15 protein-coding genes are annotated in these 16,464 nt (G+C 69.8%); 6 read left to right on the plus strand and 9 right to left on the minus strand.

The genetic code is table 11. From position 1 onward, the window contains the following. Positions 1-36 precede the first annotated feature (36 nt). Genes G4D86_RS33075 through G4D86_RS33085 form a run of 3 tightly spaced genes read left to right on the plus strand, consistent with a single transcriptional unit; the run spans position 37 to position 2,602 of the window. Positions 37-999 carry a DUF3419 family protein gene (locus tag G4D86_RS33075; RefSeq protein WP_240360604.1) on the plus strand — a complete coding sequence of 321 codons (963 nt, stop codon included), beginning with the start codon at positions 37-39 and terminating at the stop codon, positions 997-999. Beyond that, positions 996-1,916: a GNAT family N-acetyltransferase gene (locus G4D86_RS33080; RefSeq protein WP_163998081.1), complete on the plus strand. Its 921-nt coding sequence runs from the start codon at positions 996-998 to the stop codon at positions 1,914-1,916. Before G4D86_RS33075 ends, G4D86_RS33080 begins: the two co-directional genes overlap by 4 nt. After that, positions 1,886-2,602: an iron-containing redox enzyme family protein gene (locus G4D86_RS33085; protein WP_163998082.1), complete on the plus strand. Its 717-nt coding sequence runs from the start codon at positions 1,886-1,888 to the stop codon at positions 2,600-2,602. The genes G4D86_RS33080 and G4D86_RS33085 overlap by 31 nt, the downstream gene beginning before the upstream one ends. Here the strand turns inward: G4D86_RS33085 and G4D86_RS33090 are convergent. Continuing rightward, the gene (locus G4D86_RS33090; RefSeq protein ID WP_163998083.1) at positions 2,599-3,195 is read right to left on the minus strand and encodes an imm11 family protein; all 597 of its coding nucleotides are present in this window, start codon (positions 3,193-3,195) and stop codon (positions 2,599-2,601) included. The genes G4D86_RS33085 and G4D86_RS33090 overlap by 4 nt on opposite strands. 5 nt (positions 3,196-3,200) lie before the next feature. After that, a complete protein-coding gene (locus G4D86_RS53175) occupies positions 3,201-4,331 on the minus strand; it encodes a PAAR-like domain-containing protein (protein WP_240360605.1) in 1,131 nt (376 codons plus the stop codon). 101 nt (positions 4,332-4,432) lie between these two features. On the opposite strand from G4D86_RS53175, the gene G4D86_RS33105 reads away from it, so the two are divergent. Then, positions 4,433-5,089 (plus strand): YigZ family protein, encoded by a 657-nt coding sequence (locus tag G4D86_RS33105; RefSeq protein ID WP_240360606.1) that lies wholly within the window; start codon positions 4,433-4,435, stop codon positions 5,087-5,089. Between the two features lie 33 nt (positions 5,090-5,122). After that, positions 5,123-6,457: a replication-associated recombination protein A gene (locus tag G4D86_RS33110; RefSeq protein WP_163998084.1), complete on the plus strand. Its 1,335-nt coding sequence runs from the start codon at positions 5,123-5,125 to the stop codon at positions 6,455-6,457. 4 nt (positions 6,458-6,461) lie between these two features. Here the strand turns inward: G4D86_RS33110 and G4D86_RS33115 are convergent, their stop codons facing one another. From G4D86_RS33115 to G4D86_RS33130, 4 genes are read right to left on the minus strand one after another with little or no spacing between them, the layout of a single operon-like run. Beyond that, on the minus strand, positions 6,462-7,154 hold the full coding sequence (locus G4D86_RS33115; RefSeq protein ID WP_163998085.1) for a lycopene cyclase domain-containing protein: 693 nt from the start codon (positions 7,152-7,154) through the stop codon (positions 6,462-6,464). 7 nt (positions 7,155-7,161) lie between these two features. After that, entirely contained in the window at positions 7,162-8,058 is an 897-nt protein-coding gene (locus tag G4D86_RS33120) for a prenyltransferase (RefSeq protein ID WP_163998086.1), read from the minus strand. Beyond that, positions 8,055-8,780, minus strand: a complete 726-nt coding sequence (locus G4D86_RS33125; RefSeq protein WP_163998087.1) for a ferrochelatase — start codon at positions 8,778-8,780, stop codon at positions 8,055-8,057. Before G4D86_RS33125 ends, G4D86_RS33120 begins: the two co-directional genes overlap by 4 nt. Further along, positions 8,777-9,736 carry a prenyltransferase gene (locus G4D86_RS33130; RefSeq protein ID WP_163998088.1) on the minus strand — a complete coding sequence of 320 codons (960 nt, stop codon included), beginning with the start codon at positions 9,734-9,736 and terminating at the stop codon, positions 8,777-8,779. Before G4D86_RS33130 ends, G4D86_RS33125 begins: the two co-directional genes overlap by 4 nt. A gap of 147 nt (positions 9,737-9,883) precedes the next feature. On the opposite strand from G4D86_RS33130, the gene G4D86_RS33135 reads away from it, so the two are divergent. After that, a complete protein-coding gene (locus tag G4D86_RS33135) occupies positions 9,884-11,974 on the plus strand; it encodes a thioredoxin domain-containing protein (protein WP_163998089.1) in 2,091 nt (696 codons plus the stop codon). Between the two features lie 75 nt (positions 11,975-12,049). Here G4D86_RS33135 and G4D86_RS33140 read toward each other — a convergent pair whose 3' ends face one another. The 3 genes from G4D86_RS33140 to G4D86_RS33150 form a co-directional block, all read right to left on the minus strand. Next, on the minus strand, positions 12,050-13,360 hold the full coding sequence (locus tag G4D86_RS33140) for a polysaccharide deacetylase family protein (RefSeq protein ID WP_163998090.1): 1,311 nt from the start codon (positions 13,358-13,360) through the stop codon (positions 12,050-12,052). 148 nt (positions 13,361-13,508) lie between these two features. Further along, positions 13,509-14,762 (minus strand): hypothetical protein, encoded by a 1,254-nt coding sequence (locus G4D86_RS33145; protein ID WP_163998091.1) that lies wholly within the window; start codon positions 14,760-14,762, stop codon positions 13,509-13,511. 135 nt (positions 14,763-14,897) lie between these two features. Further along, a complete protein-coding gene (locus tag G4D86_RS33150; protein ID WP_205519923.1) occupies positions 14,898-16,433 on the minus strand; it encodes a transglutaminase family protein in 1,536 nt (511 codons plus the stop codon). Between the last annotated feature and the right edge of the window lie 31 nt (positions 16,434-16,464).

Raw genomic sequence — 16,464 nt, forward strand, 5'->3', positions numbered from 1 at the left:
TTTCGTCGACGTCACCTCCCTCCGTCCCGCCTGCCCGTGAGCTCAACGCCGTACCGACTGAAGTTCGCCGTCGTTCGTGAAGACCCCGAGCTGGAGCTGGCGCTCATCGAACGCACGAAGGCCCGCGCCGTCCTCACGGTGGCCTCCGGTGGCTGCACCCTCCTCACCCTGGCGCGGCGTCACCCCGGGGTGGACCTGGTCGGCTTCGACTTCAACCCGAGACAGCTCGCCCACGTGCGGGAGAAGGCCGCCGCGCTGGGAAGCGAGCCGCTGGAGCGGTTCAACGTGGGCAGCGCGGACCCCTCCGGGCTGAACCAGCGCGGCGAGTTCGAGGGCCTCTTCCGGACGCTCCGTCGCTTCATCGAGGAGTTCGTCGCGCCCGCGCGGGAGCTGGCGGCGTTCTTCGAGCCGGCCACGCCCGACACGGAGCGACGCGCGCTGCTCGCCCGCTGGTTCGGCTCGCCGTACTGGCCGGTGGCGTTCGAGCTGGCCCTCGCGGCCCCGTTGCTCCATGCCATGTTCGGTCCGGCGGCCACGCAGCACGCGGCGCCCGGCTCGTACCCCGGCTACTTCCAGGCCGTCTTCGAGCGGGGACTCCGCCGCGAGGACGCCCCGCGCAACCCGTTCCTCCAGCACGTGCTGCTCGGCCAGTACCGCGCGGAGGACGCGCCGGAGTACCTGCGCGCGGACAAGCCCGTGCCGCTCACGCTGGTGGAGGGCTCGCTGCCCGATGTCCCCGGACTGGGCCGCTTCGACGTCATCTCGCTCTCCAACATCTTCGACTGGTCGGATGACACGCTCGTCGCGAGCTGGGCGACGCTGCTCTCCCGCGAGGCCCGGCCGGGCTGTGCGGTGGTCTGCCGGCAGCTCAACAACCAGAGAAACCTCCGGCGCTTCTTCGAGCCGGCGTTCGAGTTCGACGACGCGCTCGGGGCGGAGCTGCTCGCGAAGGACCGCAGCCTCTTCTACGAGCGCATCGAAGTCGGCTTCCGCGCATGAGCGGCGTGCGCTTCGTGGTGGCCCGGCCCGACTCGCTCGGGCCGTATGTCGAGCGCCTGCGCCGGCTGGAGCAGGGCATCCTCTATCCGCTCGCGGATGGGGCGGACCACTTCTTCATCGACCACGGGCCGGAGTACCACCCGTTCTTCTCGTCCATGGGGGACGCGTACTTCCTGCTCGCCCTGCGCGGTGACGAGCTGCTGGGCTCCGTTACAGGAGTGGCCCGGAAGGTCTTTCGCGGCAGCCGTGCGCTGGACGCGCTCTACATCTGCGACCTCAAGCTGGTGGAGCACGCACGCGGCCAGGGACTGTCGCGGCGGCTCATCTTCGAGGGGCTCACGCACCTGTTCCGCATCCCCGCCCTGCGCCGCACCCGGTTCCTGTATGGCGCCGCGATGCGAGGCGCGCGGGGCGACGTGATGCGCACCGCGCGAGGATGGAACCCGCTGCGGATGGGGCGGCCGGCGAGCCGGCTCGCGCTCTACTTCGTGCCTCCCGCGAGGCTCGCGGCGCTGGAACTCCAGGGTAGCCCCGGGCGTCCCATGGGGGACGGGCTGTGCCTGGGGCCGGCCCCCGGGCGGAGGCTGGAAGGAGCGGGCTGGTGCAGCACGGTGGGAGCCAAGGACCTGCAGCGGCTGTCGACCCGGAGCCCGTGGCTGCTGGTCCACCTGGCCGCGCCTCCGGGCGCCTGGACGCATGGTTGGGCGGCGTACCTGCGCGCGTGTGGTGAGGAGCTGATGGCGCGGGGCACGGATGCGCTGGCCTGCTTCAGCATCGACGAGCGGCTGGAGGACCACGTCGCCTGGTTGCGTGGCGCGGGTCTTCCTCCGGACTCGGTGTGTACTGTCTATTCACTCGACCTCTCCTTCTCGACGAAAGCGCCAGCATGGGTGCACCTTCCCTCGTCCGAAATCTGAAGCTGCGCCAGCGCATCTCCGGGCTGAAGGCGGAGTGGAATGCCCTGGATGTGCCCTACCTGCGCGCGCTGCGGGACGGCTCCTTCGAGCGCGACGACTTCGTGGAGACGCAGGTGCAGTTCTTTGGCGCGGTCGCGCACTTCTCGCGGCCCATGGCCGTCCTTGCCAGCCGGCTGCCCCGGCCCGAGCAGCGGCTGCCACTCGTGGAGAATGTGTTCGACGAGCATGGGCGTGGGAACCTGGTGCACGGCCATGAGCGCACGTTCCGACTGCTGTTGGAGCGGCTTGGAGTGGAGGCGGCCCGGGTGGGGCGTGTGCCCTGGCCGGAGGTGCGTGCCTTCAACGCGGCGCTGACGGGGTTGGCCGCGTTCGACTCGACGCTCACCGGGCTCGCGGTGTTCGGCATCATCGAGGACCTGTTCAGCGGAATCTCGCTGGAGCTGGGTCGCGGCATCGTCTCGCGCGGCTGGCTCGACTCCGCGCAGGTGGTGCACTACCCCACGCACGCGACGCTCGACGAGGAGCATGCGGACGGCTTCTACCGCCAGCTCGACGGGCCGTATGGCGCGGACGCGCGTGACGCGGAGGAGATTGAGCAGGGGCTTCGCCTGGGAGGCCACCTCTTCCTGAGCCTCTACGACGACCTCTACCGGGCGCGGGGGCGCCGCGAGCCCGGGTGTTTCTAATCCGCGGTGGGCGGCTGGAACCCTGCGGAGTCATTCCACCTGTCCACACGGAAGAACCGAAGACCTTCGGGTGGCGGTGTGAGCGCGAGGATGCGGTCAACCAGGGTGTGGTGGAACACGTAGGTGGAGGTTGACTCCGCCAGCACGAACAGCAGGCGCTGCTCCAGTGGGATTTCCTGCAACGCACGCTCGTCGAGGACGAGCCTGTTGATGCTCAGCACGTCTCCATCCGAGTAGAAGGTGCAGCTGGAACGTTGCCGGTCGAGGCAGTGGATTTCGTTGAAGACATGCAGCAGCCAGTACCGTCGGACGTCATCTGGCTTCACCTTCACGTCGGCAGGCACGAGCTGAACCCCATGGAGCCCGAGCGGCTCCAGCACCTCCTTCACCCGGGTGGAAAACACCGGCTGCGGCAGGCTGTGATGGTCCACCATCACCGGGTTGCGCGGAACAGGCTTGCCGAGACGCAGGCGAACTGGCTCGGTTACGGTGACGTGCCTTCCTTTTCGGAAACGCCCTCCATGCTCATCCCATTGCAGCAGGGGGTGAGAGTTGTTCGGCGCGGACTCGATGACGAAGTAGTCGGTCTGCACGGTGCTCACTCTCCAACGCGCAGGGGCCGTTTCGCCAGAGGCTGGCCCGTGACTGTGTGCTTCTGGCCGTGGCGTCGCTCCTGGGGGCAGGCCACGGAGCTGGGCTTCTGTTGGATGCTCTTGAGGCCCGAACACCCATGGCCTCCTGGCGCATAGTCGAGCCCGTCCCGGGTCAGCGTCCAGATGAAGCTCGCCACCTTTCCCAGGATCTCCGCACTGAGCTGATCGAGCCTGCGAACGAGAGCACCAGGGTCGGAGCAAAATGCGCCTCGCTCCAGATTGTCCTCAACCTCCTGAAGCTTCTTCATCACAGCTTTCGGGTAGGGCAGATGCAGGTCAAATGCATGACCCTCTGCGTGGTTCCCGCGGTGCACCGCGACGTGGAGTTCGCAGGCGCTGGCCATCTTCATTGGGAGGAAGACCCCGTTCTCCTTGCGGTCAGGGTGGTAGCCAAAGCGAGGGCAGTGCGTTGCCCACTGCTCGTTGTCTAGCGCTTCCAGGCAGATGAGGTGGTGCGCGGCGACCGAGAACGGCCCCACGTACCACGGGTGAGTCGCCAGCTCCTTTCCTTGCAGCATGTTCCGCCCGAGCACCGCCGAGCTGCCCAGATTTCCGCCGATGCGCCCCTTGGTGTCGAAGGGGTGCTTCTCCTTGCCGCAGTACTCGCACGACTCTACGGGCTTCGACTCCTCTCGCGTGTCGATGCGTCCGGCGATGGGGCGCGAGACCTGCGGCTGCACGATGGGAGACGGCGGCACGTTGTGGTCGTTGAGGGTGAACAGGTCGAAGTTCCGCACGACGTTCTTCCCTTCAATCCTCACGTCGAAGGAGTAGTTGGCCGGGTGTGCCGCACCTTTCGTCTTGCCGGAAGCAACGCCTCCACCTGCGCTCCCCGCTTCATTCCCAGTGGACTTGCCCAGGCAGGAACTGGAGAGGCCCACCGGCGCGTCGTTGATGGTGACCGACCGCGAGCCACCCTCGAGCGAGTCGCTTTCCGCGACGTTGGGATACGGCACCGGAACGGGCCCGGCAGGTCCTGGCGTCTTGCACACGTCCGGAAACCCAGCCACCGTTCCACCACTGTCCTTTGTGACAGGGCTCATCCCGTTGACGAGTGTGGTGTTCTCCTTCGGCATGGCGCGCCCCCCGGGAACGAACAGGAGGATGAATTGCTCGCGGTGCCGGGCTGCATTGCCCTGGAGCGCAGGTGCTCCCCAGATGACAGCGGCAGCCACCGATGGTGTGCGAGAGTGCGGCCACGCACTCCATGGACGACAGGCGCTACCCCATACCGGCGGGGCTCCACCGGGTGGAGCAGGACATCCAGCGAAGCCGCTTCGTCACCACCGCCATGCACACGCCGACGGTGGAAGAGGCAAAAGCCTTCGTCGCTCGCGTCCGCGACGAATTCCCGGACGCGAACCACAACTGCTGGGCGTACGTCGTGGGGGCTCCGGGCTCGACGGCCCAGGTGGGCATGAGCGACGACGGCGAGCCCCACGGTACGGCGGGCCGGCCCATGCTCACTGCGCTGCTTCACGGTGGAGTGGGGGACGTGGCCGTGGTCGTCACCCGCTACTTCGGCGGCACGCTGCTCGGGAAGGGCGGGCTGGTGCGGGCGTACACCGGCTGCGTCCAGCAGGCGCTGGAGCACCTCCCCACCACCGAGCGTGTGCGGAAGGTCCGACTCGCCGTCGAACTGGAGTACGCGAGCATCGACGGCGTGCGCCGGCTCCTGCCCGAGCACGAGGCCCAGGTGGTGTCCGAGGAGTACGCCGCCACGGTGAGCTACCGGTTCGAACTGCCCGTCACCCGCGTGGACGCGTTCCGCACGGCGCTGACCGACCTGACCCAGGGCCAGGTCCTCATCGAGCCGGTGGAGTCCGAAGATTGACCCTGGGGCCCGCAGGGGAGAGCCTCCGGGGCGATGAGCGCAGGTCCCGACCTCTTCTCCGCCTCCGTCGATTTGAACCGCTTCGCGCCCCTGGCCGAGCGGATGCGCCCGCGCACGCCCGAGGACTTCATCGGGCAGGCCCACCTGCTCGGCCCCGGTGCGCCGCTGCGCCAGCTCATGGAGCGCAAGTCGATTGTGTCCTCCCTCTTCTGGGGGCCGCCCGGCGTGGGCAAGACGACGCTCGCGCGCATGCTGGCGTCGAGCGTGGACGCGGAGTTCGTCATCCTCTCCGCCGTGTCCGACGGCATCCCCCGCATCCGCGAGGTGGTGGCCGAGGCGGAGCTCCAGCGCAACCGCTACTCCCGCCGCACGGTGCTCTTCGTCGACGAAATCCACCGCTGGGCGAAGAACGTCCAGGAGCAGGCGCTGCCCCACGTGGAGAGCGGGCTCCTCGTCCTGCTCGGCGCCACCACGGAGAACGTTAGCTTCGAGGTGCGCCCCGCCCTCATCAGCCGGTGCCGCGTCTTCCAGCTCAAGGAGCTCACCCTCGCGGACATCCAGCGCGCGCTCACCCGGGCGCTCGCGGACGAGAAGCGGGGCTTGGGGACGCGCAAACTGATGCTGGGTGAGGACGCGCTGACGCTGCTGGCGAAGGGTGGCGCGGGCGATGTGCGCAAGGCGCTCGGCGCGCTGGAGCTGGCGGCGAGCCTCACCGCCGACGGCGCGGAAATCACCGTGGAGACGGCGCGCGAGGCCGTGGGCACCAGCCTGTCGCGCCACGACAAGGACGGGGACGAGCACTTCGACCTGCTCAGCGCGCTCCAGAAGTCGTGCCGGGGCTCCAACGCGCAGGGCGCCATCTTCTGGGCGGCGAAGCTGCTCCAGACGGGCGACGTCGTGTCGCTGTGGCGCCGACTGAAGGTGATTGCCGTGGAGGACGTGGGCATGGCGATGCCCGAGGCCATCACCATCGTCCGGGCCTGCGAGGAGAGCTTCCACTCCATCGGCATGCCGGAGGGCCGGCTCTTCGTCGCGCACGCGGTGGTGACGCTGGCCACCGCGAAGAAGAGCAACCGCGCCTACCAGGCGATGAACGCCGCCATGGAGGCACTGGAGCAGCACCCCAACGCCGCGCCGCCGCTGAACCTCCGCAACGCGCCCACGGAGTTGATGAAGGACCTGGGCCACGGCAAGGGCTACCAGCCTCCGTGGAACTTCCCGAATCACTACGCCCCGGGGCAGGCGTACCTGCCCGCGCCGCTGGAGCGCGCCGTCTTCTACCGTCCGAGCAAGGAAGGCTACGAGGCCGAGGTCCACGAGCGCATGACGCAGTGGTGGCGCGAGGACAAGGGCGCGAAGGACGAGTAGCGCTTCAGGCGCTTCGCCGGAGCGGCACGAAGCGCCACCCGAAGGCCCACGCTGGAACGGCCGTTGCCGAGAAGCCCGCGCCCAGCCCGTACAGCACCTCGTCGAGCGGGACGCCGAGGAGTCGGCCCGGCAGCAACATGCTGGGCCTCCACGTTCGCTCGAAGACGCCGGGGATGAGCATGCCGAAGACGAGGCACAGGCCCAGGTAGATGACGGCCGATACCAGCGCTCCGAGCAGGCTGGGAACGACGAGGTCCCTGCGCATCAGCAGCAGCACCGAGGACACGGACACCATGGCCGCCACCGCCGCGTAGAGGATGGACAGGCCCACCGCGAGCAGCGCTCCCGTCACCACCATGGCCAGCGCGAAGGCGCCCACGGCCCGCGCCCAGGCCCTCACGGCTGCCCCGTGAGGCGCGAGCGTGCGGCGGAACGCCACCGCGTAGGCGGTGGAGGAGAAGGCGCCCAGGCCCGCGACGAACAACACGTCCTCGATGCCGAAGCCGATGTGGTCCGCCAGCCCGAAGAGGAAGCGGGGCGTCCAGTACTCCGGATAGAAGAGCCACTCCGTCGCCGCGAAGGGCAGGGACACCACCACGACCCGTCTCAGCAGCGGGCGCAGGTCCGGACGTGTAAGCCAGACGCAGCTCCCCGGTACCAGGAACAGCACCGAGAGGACGAGGAACTCGTAGGGCACGACAGCCTCAGCGCAGCGCCAGGGCGACGAGAGGGATTGCCACCATGGCCGTGGTGGCGGTGATGGCGGAGGCCACACGGACCAGGATGCGCCGCGAGCCGGGCGGCGCGGGCCGCGTCAGCGCCACGCCCAGCGCCGCCAGCGCGGGTAGCAGCAGCCACGGGCTCACGCTCACGCCCACGGACTCCAATCCGAGCGGAGCCAGCGCGAGCGTGAGAGCATTCAGTGCCAGGATGAACCACGCGGCACGCTCACCTCCCACGCGCGCCGGTAGGGTGCGCTTCTGGCTCTCCCGGTCGGACGGCTCGTCGGGCAGCGCGGTGGCGATGGCACAGGCCAGGTGCGTGGGCAGCAGGCACGCGACGAGCCACCACGGAAAGCCTCCGAGCGCTCCGCCCTGCGCGAGGTAGCCGTAGAGCGGGAGCACGCCGCTCACGCCCACCATCTGCAGCACTTCACCGCCGCCCCGATACGACAGCCGCAGCGGCGCATAGCTGTAGGCCCACAGCAGCGCCAGGGCCGACAGCGCGAGGGGGACGAGCAACGGCACCCCGCGCGTCACCGCCAGCGCCGTGCTGACGGCCACCAATCCCAATGCACAGACGAGCGCAGCGGCGCCAATCGCCCGGGGCGAGAGCCGCCCTTCCACGAGCACTCGCGAGCCACCGGAGAAGAGAGTGGCCGTCCGGTTGCGGCGGTCCGTCTCCTGGTCTGCCCAATCATTGGCGTAGACGATGAAGAGCTGGTCCAGCACGCCGAAGAGCTGGACGCCGAGCAGCGTCGCGACGTCGAGCGAGCGCCCCGTGAGGCGAACGGCGACGAGCTGCCCGAGGAGGAGTGGCAGCGCGATATACGACTGCGACGGCAGCCGGGATGCCTGGAGCCACGCGCGCAGGGTCGTCATGAGGAGGAGCCCCGAGACAGGCGCAGCCGGAGCGCCGCCTCGGTGCGCAGGTCGGCGAAGGGCAGGTGCCATCGCGGGTCACCATCCAGCCGCCACGCCTTCACCGGGATGAGGTCCTCGCGCGCGAGCGCCTGGTGCAGTCGCGCCTCTTCGTCGGGCTCGCGCGAGAAGCCGAAGGGGTTCCGGAACTCCGGGCCCCGCAGTTGCGAGTACTTCGCGTCGTTGCTCGCGACCAGTGCGAACAGCTCCTGCTGACGCGCCTCGAGGTAGTCGAGGAAGGCGGCATCGAACGGGCGGATGGCCGAGCGCTGCTCCGGCTCGCGCAGCACCCAGCGGGCCCAGTCGTAGCCGAAGAAGAAGTCGTGCGCGTACCGGAAGCGCAGCGGAGAGCGCACGCCGAAGCCACGGCACAGCGCGACCACCCGGCGCGCGAAGGTCTCCATCTCGCGCGGCCCGCCCGCGTCCCAGAGGCAGCGGGCCGGGTAGTCGAGGTCCCAGAAGATGTTGTGCGGGAAGTCCTCCACGAGCGCCTCGATGATGGCGCAGAGTCCCTCGGTAAAGGCTCGCAGCCGTGCCTCGTCACCCAGGCCCGAAGTCACCAGCTCCGCCAGCTCGCACGGCGTCGGTGCGCGAGCGCGGTCCGGCGCGAGCGAGGCCCGCTCGCCGAGCAGTGGCTCCAGGCGCTCCAGCCGGGAGCGCAGCGTGTTCTCCAGCCTCCTCATGCCGGCGCCCCTCCCAGCAGCCCGAGACCGCCGAGCAGCACGAGTCCGGACAGCGCGAGCGTCCCCCACCAGATGGCGCGGTGCAGCTCCAGCTTGAACGCGGACTGCGCGCCGAAGGCGTTCGTCACCGCGCCCGGGCTGCGCCTCCGTACGCGTGCCGCGAAGACGAGCACCACCCCGGCCGCGAGAAGGACGGTGAGCGGCGGTGCCTTGCGAGTCATCCACGGCGCCGCGAGCCAGAGGAGCGCGCCGAGCACCAGCAGCACCTCCGAGCCCCGGCGAGCAGAGGCATTGCCCCGGACCGAGGCCCACGTGCGCTTGCCTCCGGCGCGGTCGCTCTCCTCGTCGGACAGGCCGCTGGCCAGGGCGCTGGACAGCGACAGCGCGAGCAGCCCCGGCGCCAGCGCCACGAACCACGCCGGAGCCCACTGGCCGCACTGTGCATACGCATGCAGCGCGGGGAGCACGGCGCCGACGCCCACCATCTCCAGCACCTCGCCGCCGCCCCGGTAGTTGAGCCGCAGGGGCGGCAGCGAGTAGGCGATGAAGACGAACAGCGCCAGCGCGGCGAGCGGCGCCAGCAGCGGGCGCTCCAGGGTGGCACCGGCCACCATGGCCAGCAGCAGCGCCACCGTGCCCGCGCCCAGTCCAGCGGCGAGCAGCGCGGTTGCGGGGAGGATGCCGTCTGGAATCGTCTTGGGCGAGCCGGCCTTGGGGAACATGCGGCGCTTGAGCGCATCCACCGCGCGGTCGCCCCAGTCGTTGAGCAGGACGATGAAGGCGACGTCCGCCACCATCCACAGCACGCCGAAGGCGAGCGCTCCCACGGAGAGGCGTCCCGCATGGGCGGCGCCTACCGCCTGTCCGAAGAGGGCGGGGACGAAGACCTTCGGCCAGCTCGCGGGCTTGAGGGCGTACCACCAGCGCTCCGCAAGGCCCATGGTCTCGACGTGCATGCGTCCCGTTTCTCTCCCGAGGCTCGGAGGTTCTGCCCTCCGGTGGACAGCGTCAATGATTCGCTTTCCGCAACCGCCAACCCTTTGTGCTTGCTCGCACTCGGGGCGCTTCCTATCTCCAGGAGAGGCCCCTTCCCTGGAGTCCCCATGGCCGCCCCCAGTTCGCCTTCCGGTCCCACCAATCGGCTGGGCCAGGAGCCCTCGCCCTACCTGCGCCAGCACGCCCACAACCCGGTGGACTGGTTCCCCTGGGGCGAGGAGGCGCTCGCGCGGGCGAAGGCGGAGGACAAGCCCATCCTGCTGTCGGTGGGCTACTCGGCCTGCCACTGGTGCCACGTCATGGCGCACGAGTCCTTCGAGTCGCCGGAGACGGCCCGGCTGATGAACGAGGGCTTCATCAACATCAAGGTGGACCGCGAGGAGCGGCCGGACCTGGACCAGATCTACCAGGGCGTGGTGCAGCTCATGGGGCAGGGCGGAGGCTGGCCGCTCACGGTGTTCCTCACGCCGGACCTGAAGCCCTTCTACGGCGGCACCTACTTCCCGCCGAATGACAAGTACGGCCGGCCCGGCTTCCCCCGGCTGCTGGCCTCGCTGCGCGACGCGTGGGTGAACAAGCAGGACGAAATCCAGAAGCAGGCCCGCCTCTTCGAGGAGGGCCTGGGCGAGCTGGCCTCCTACGGCCTCGACGCGGCGCCCGGCGCGCTGTCCGCTGAAGACGTGGTGGCCATCGCCCGCTCCATGGCCCAGCAGGTGGACCCGGTGCATGGCGGCTTCGGCGGCGCGCCCAAGTTCCCCAACCCGATGAACCTCGCGCTGATGCTGCGTGGGTGGCGTCGGGGTGGGGGCGCGGCGCTGAAGGACGGCGTGTTCCGCACGCTGGAGCGCATGGCCCTGGGAGGCATCTACGACCAGCTCGGCGGAGGCTTCCACCGGTACTCGGTGGACGAGCGGTGGCTGGTGCCCCACTTCGAGAAGATGCTCTACGACAACGCGCAGCTCCTGCACCTGTACGCGCAGGCGCAGCAGGTGGAGCCCCGGCCGCTGTGGCGCAAGGTGGTGGAGGAGACGGTGGAGTACGTCCGCCGCGAGATGACGGACGCGGGCGGCGCCTTCTACGCGGCCCAGGACGCGGACAGCGAGGGCGAGGAGGGGAAGTTCTTCGTCTGGCGCCCGGAGCAGATACAGGCGGCGCTGCCCGAGTCCCAATCCGAGCTGGTGCTGCGCCACTTCCGCGTCACGCCCGCGGGCAACTTCGAGCACGGCACGACGGTGCTGGAAGTCGTGCTTCCCTCGGCGGAGCTGGCGACTCAGTGCGGACTGTCACTGGAGCACGTGGATCGGGAGCTGGCAGCGGCAAGGCAGACCCTCTTCAACGCGCGCGAGCAGCGGGTGAAGCCGGGGCGGGACGACAAGATTCTCTCGGGCTGGAACGGGCTGATGATTCGCGGGCTGGCGCTCGCCGCGCGCGTCTTCGAGCGGCCGGATTGGGCCCGCCAGGCAGCGGCCGCGGCGGACTTCGTGCTCGCGAAGCTGTGGAACGGGACGCGGCTGGCGCGCTCGTATCAGGACGGGCAGGCGCGCATCGACGGCTTCCTGGAGGACTACGGGGACCTGTCCTCGGGGCTTACCGCGCTCTACCAGGCGACCTTCGATGTGCAGTACCTGGAGGCGGCGGAAGCGCTGGTGCGGCGCGCGGTGGAGCTGTTCTGGGACGCGGAGAAGGCGGCCTGGCTCACCGCGCCTCGCGGACAGAAGGACCTGGTGGTGGCGACGTATGGCCTCTTCGACAACGCCTTCCCCTCGGGCGCGTCCACGCTGGCGGAGGCGCAGGTGGAGCTGGCGGCGCTCACCGGGGACAAGCGGCACCTGGAGCTGCCGGAGAAGTACGTGGCGCGGATGCGCGAGGGGCTGGTGAAGAACGCCATGGGCTATGGCTACCTCGGGCTGGCGGCGGATGCGCTGCTGGACGGCGCGGCGGGCGTCACCTTCTCCGGCGCGCGCGACGCGGTGGCGCCGCTGCTGGCCTCGGCGAATCGCGTGTACGCGCCCACGTTCGCCTTCGGCTGGCGGGAGCCGGGAGCACCGGTGCCGGCGCTCCTGAAGGACATCTTCGAGGGCCGCGAGCCGGTGGGCGGCAGGGGCGCGGCGTACCTGTGCCGGGGCTTCGTCTGCGAGCGGCCCCTCACGGATGCCGAGGCCCTGGCTCAGCGACTGGCGGCTCCAGCGGGGGCCTGAGCGCCTCGCGCGTGGCCTCGGCGCGGGGCCCGAGCGCGATGCTCAGGGCCTCGAGAGGCGCTCGGCGCCACGTGCTCAGGGCGACATCGGGGCCGCGGCTTCTTCCTCCTCGGCGCGCGGGTAGTCCGCCGGGCGGGCCATCGCCGCGTCGATGTCGTTGAGCGAGTAGTCGTCCACGGTGAGGGTGCCCACCCGGTCTATCGACATGCCGAGGCTGAGCCGGCGGGCCGTGCTCGGCACTCCCGGCGTCGTCCACTCGGCGCGGGTGTAGCTGCTCACGGCGGGCAGCAGCGCGCCCTGCGTCCAGTAGTCCCAGACGCCCGCGCTGTCGCGGGTGTACGCCTTGAAGCGCACCGACGTGGTGGCCTTGTACCAGGTGGAGATGCGGTAGCGGTGGCCGCTCGCGGCCGCTGGGGCGCACGTGCCGCTGTCCTGCAGGCTGATGAGCTTGCGGTCGCCGCTGGTGTAGCTGGTGATGCGCACCTGCTGCGCCCAGCTCCCGCTGTGCGCGTCCGACGTCCGCGTCCACGTGAAGGTGTTGGTGCCGAAGCCGCCTCGCTGCCAGCAGTCCGGCGTGCCGTCGCCGTTGCTGTCCGTCTCCAGCGACGGGTTCTTGAACAGCTGCGAGGACGAGGGCGGCCAGGACACGGGCGGCTTCAGGGCGCCGCCGATGACGGTGTCCATGAGGGCGACGGTGGTGCCTCGCGAGACGCGGGGGGCCAGCCAGTCGAGGAACGCCGTCAGGTTGGCCGGTGAGATGGAGTACTGCTGGGGCGGGTCGCACGGCGAGCAGATGTGGTGGAAGACGATGGGAATCCATCCGCCGCCGGAGTTCTCCGCGTTGAGCACCCAGGCCTTCAGCGTGTCGAGCGAGGTGGTGTTCTGCACCGAGCCATGCGTGCGAATCGCGTAGGCGTCCGTGGGAGGCACGGGCTCGCCGTAGGGATTGCTGCTGCTGCCGCCGGGCGAGCGCAGGCCGCCACTCTCCCGGGCCGAGTTGTAGTTGCAGTCGATGACAATCTGCCGTGTGACGGAGTCCTTGTCGCCGAACGGGTAGGCGAAGGACGTCACCCGGAAGCCGGCGTTGAGCAGGGCCACCCTGTCGTTGCAGATTTCCTTGCGCTGGTCGTCCGCGGAAAGCGAGGTGAGATGCGGGTGCGTCAGCGTGTGGCCGCCAATCTCATGCCCGGCGTCCCGGAGGGCGCGCACCTGGGTGAGCGTCAGGCGGCCGGACATGCCCAGCCTGGCGCTGTTGATGAAGAAGGTGCCGCGCATTCCTCGTGCTTCGAGCATGGACGCGGCCTGGAGCTGGTTGGCCAGACAGTCATCGAAGTTCAGCGAGACGATGACCTGACCCGGCGCCAGCGCGCGAGTGGTGGTTTCCATGGTGCCCCCTCAGGTGGCGATGTGGGACCAGCCTGAAGTTGGGCATGAGGGGCGCCCCGGGCACATGCTTCGCTCCAAATGCACACGGGGCGCGAAGGCCCTTTCCAGGCCCCGCGCCCCGCGTGTCACTCACGTGTGCGAGTGAGGACTAGAACAGCCGGATGGTGCTCGGCTGGCCGCCCGAGCGCACGCTGCGCAGCGGCTGCGCGCTGCCATACACGTTGGCCTCGGTGCAGGCGCCCAGCGCGCCGATGTAGCGCACGTTGATGCTGTCCACGGCGCCGAGCGGGCGCACGATGATGCCGCTGAAGCGCACCAGCGTGTTGCGGTCGCCGGAGTCGAACGGCGTCTCCGGATTCTTGAAGCCCACCGTCAGCGTCAGGCCGTCCGCGGACACCTCGGTCGTCACCGTCTCGGAGGCGTTGTTGTTCGGCTGGTCCGTCACGAAGCGTCCCATGTTGCCGTCGGTGTCGATGTCCGCGGTGAGCAGCTGCGCCACCTGGCAGTCCGCCGTGCGCGGCGCGACTTCCACCGGCCGGTTGAACGTCACCACCAGCTTGCCCGAGGCGCCCAGCAGCGCGTCCGGGTCATCCGCGTTGGAGAACACCGCGTAGAAGCTCTGGTCCGTCGCGCCGGGGGCGCTGATGGCCATCGCCTGCTCCGGCTGGCTCATGCCCGCGACGATGTCCGACTGGCCCGACAGCACGCGGCCGTCCACCGCGCCGCTCAGCACCGCCTCGCAGTGGTACGAGGCGCCGTTGACGAGCTGCGCGCCCGGAATCACCGCGACGCCGTTGGCATCCGTGGTGGCGCTCACCGTCGTGCTGCCCGTGGCCTCCGGAGGCAGGAAGCTGCCCGCCGTCTGCAGCGTGTTCGTCTGGTCCAGCCGGTACTGGCAGTTCACCTTCACGTCCGGCACCGCGCGGCCGTTGAGGTTCACCAGGAAGCGGTAGTCCACCGCGAAGCCCGTGGGGAACATGCGGAGGTTGACCACCTCCTGCGCGCCCTCCTGCTCGAAGTCGTTGTTCCACGTCTGCATGGTGTAGCGGCCCATGAAGCGCTCGTAGCCCGGCGCCTGCGCGAAGATGGGGAACTCCTCGCCCAGCGGAATGCCCTCAATCTGGTAGCAGCCGTCCGCCTCGATGCTGTTTTCCTTCGTCAGGTCGCCCTCGCCACAGGGCTTCGCCCGGCGGAACTCGCCGCCAATGACGGCGTACACCTGCGACTTGGACGCGTCGTCGTCGTCGAGGTTGTTCTTCCCGTCGTTCTCCTGGAAGAAGTTCATGCGCTGGCCGCTCTGGCCATCCACCACGAACCCGACAACGCGACCTTCACCACCGCTGCTGCAGCCCGTGGCCGCCGCCAGCGTGAGCACCACGAACGCCTTCTTCAAATTCTGCATGTTGGCCCCCCTCTGTTGGGTTTTGAGGCAGGGCCGCTCAATAGTCGAAGAGTCAACGCGTGACCAGTGGGCGCACGCACGGGGTGCCCGCACCCCGGGGCCGGCGCTACCCGGCCCGCCGGTGCGTGCGGACGCTCACTTCACGTCAGTCACCTTCAGCGCGCCGATGAGGGGGGTGATTTCCGCGTTCCCCTCCTCGCCGAAGCCGAAGTGCGTGGCGTCCGCCACCACCTGGTTGAAGGTGGGGTCCATCTGGGTCCACTCCCCCACGTAGGCCTCCACCCACTCGTGCCAGTAGAGGGCGGGCACGCCGTCCTGGTTCACCATGTAGATGACGCCGTCCACGCGCCGAGCGGGGATGCCCGCCGCGCGCAGCAGGGCCACCGTCAGCAGCGAGTGCTCCGTGCAGTCCCCGCGCCGCTGGCTCAGCACGTCCGTGGCCCGGTCCGCGCTGGCCCCGTAGTCCTTCTCCAGATTCGTGGCCACCCAGGTGCTCACCTTCTGGGCCGCCCGGTACGCGTCCTTCTCGTCCCCGACAATCTTCTTCGCCTGCTCGCGGATGGCCGGGGCGTCGCTCTCCACGATGATGGAGGACTTGAGGTTCTCCCCGCCGTCCGGGTCCGCCAGCGGCCGGGGCTTGCGGGCGGCCTCCGAGGGCGCCGCGGCCGACAGCGTCACCTCCACCTTGCCGTCGGGCAGGGGCTTGAAGTGCTGCCGGTACGTCTCCTCGCGGAACTTCTCCGGCAGCCCCTGCACCACCAGCGTGACTTTGCCGGGCACCGCGCGCGCGGACTCGGGCAGCGGCTTGGGGAGCACCACGCGGGTGAGGCCGAACACCTCCACCAGGTCCAGGCGCTTGGCGACGGGCTCCGTCTCCTTGCGCGCCTGCATCGTCTGGCCGAAGTCCACCAGCACCGTCTCTCCGCGCTGGGTGATGAACGAGGTGACGGGCACCTTCTCCTTCTCCGACAGCGAGCTGACCTTGCTGAGCTTCACCTTCACCCCGTTGATGACCCGCTGCTCCGGGGGCTCCACGGTGGTGGTGAGGCCGTAGGTCTCCAAATCCAAACCGTCCAGCGTGAAGCCCGTCACCTTCGCCTTGCGCAGCAGGGCCACGCGCGCCGGGTCCGCGTCCTCCACGTGCTCCATCGAGGTGGGCAGCTTCGCCAGCTCCTCGTCAGGGCGGCCCGGGCGCTTGCGCACCACGCGCATGCCGTCGGGCGTGGCGGTGCCCTCCAGGGTCTGGTCGCCGCCGTCCCCCTTCTGCGTCACGGTGAAGGACAGGAGGCGCCCGCCGGGCTTCGCCTCGTAGATGCGCTCCTCGCGGTGCACGCGCTCGGAGACGCGCGTGGCCACCATGGCCTTGAAGACGAGCTGGTTGGAGGACTTCACCCGCGCGGGCTCGCCGGGCAGCAGCTCCACGTCCGTGAAGAGCCAGCCCACCTTCTTGTCCATGAGGTAGAGGCCGAAGTACTCGCCCCCCTTCGGGCGGGGAGCCTTCACCACGTCCGACAGCTCGGCCTTCGCCGGGGCGGTCGTGGACGCCGAGGACCGGGCCGCGGGCTTCGGCGCGGACGCGGCGGGGGCCTGGGCGAGGACAGGCGGCGCGCCCGTCAGCAGGGCGCACAGGGACACGGCGGCGAGGGACGTCAGGCGGAGCGGGCGGGTCATCACGCCCCTTCTAACGAGGGAAGGGGCGGTT

This window comes from Pyxidicoccus caerfyrddinensis (assembly GCF_010894405.1).
Classification (GTDB): domain Bacteria; phylum Myxococcota; class Myxococcia; order Myxococcales; family Myxococcaceae; genus Myxococcus; species Myxococcus caerfyrddinensis.

Excerpts from the sequence above, each read along its gene's own strand:
- G4D86_RS33080 (WP_163998081.1), top strand. The coding sequence starts at position 996 with ATGAGCGGCGTGCGCTTCGTGGTGGCCCGGCCCGACTCGCTCGGGCCG.
- G4D86_RS33085 (WP_163998082.1), top strand. The coding sequence starts at position 1,886 with ATGGGTGCACCTTCCCTCGTCCGAAATCTGAAGCTGCGCCAGCGCATC.
- G4D86_RS53175 (WP_240360605.1), bottom strand. The coding sequence starts at position 4,331 with ATGCCGAAGGAGAACACCACACTCGTCAACGGGATGAGCCCTGTCACA.
- G4D86_RS33105 (WP_240360606.1), top strand. The coding sequence starts at position 4,433 with ATGGTGTGCGAGAGTGCGGCCACGCACTCCATGGACGACAGGCGCTAC.
- G4D86_RS33110 (WP_163998084.1), top strand. The coding sequence starts at position 5,123 with ATGAGCGCAGGTCCCGACCTCTTCTCCGCCTCCGTCGATTTGAACCGC.
- G4D86_RS33120 (WP_163998086.1), bottom strand. The coding sequence starts at position 8,058 with ATGACGACCCTGCGCGCGTGGCTCCAGGCATCCCGGCTGCCGTCGCAG.
- G4D86_RS33125 (WP_163998087.1), bottom strand. The coding sequence starts at position 8,780 with ATGAGGAGGCTGGAGAACACGCTGCGCTCCCGGCTGGAGCGCCTGGAG.
- G4D86_RS33130 (WP_163998088.1), bottom strand. The coding sequence starts at position 9,736 with ATGCACGTCGAGACCATGGGCCTTGCGGAGCGCTGGTGGTACGCCCTC.
- G4D86_RS33135 (WP_163998089.1), top strand. The coding sequence starts at position 9,884 with ATGGCCGCCCCCAGTTCGCCTTCCGGTCCCACCAATCGGCTGGGCCAG.
- G4D86_RS33140 (WP_163998090.1), bottom strand. The coding sequence starts at position 13,360 with ATGGAAACCACCACTCGCGCGCTGGCGCCGGGTCAGGTCATCGTCTCG.
- G4D86_RS33145 (WP_163998091.1), bottom strand. The coding sequence starts at position 14,762 with ATGCAGAATTTGAAGAAGGCGTTCGTGGTGCTCACGCTGGCGGCGGCC.
- G4D86_RS33150 (WP_205519923.1), bottom strand. The coding sequence starts at position 16,433 with ATGACCCGCCCGCTCCGCCTGACGTCCCTCGCCGCCGTGTCCCTGTGC.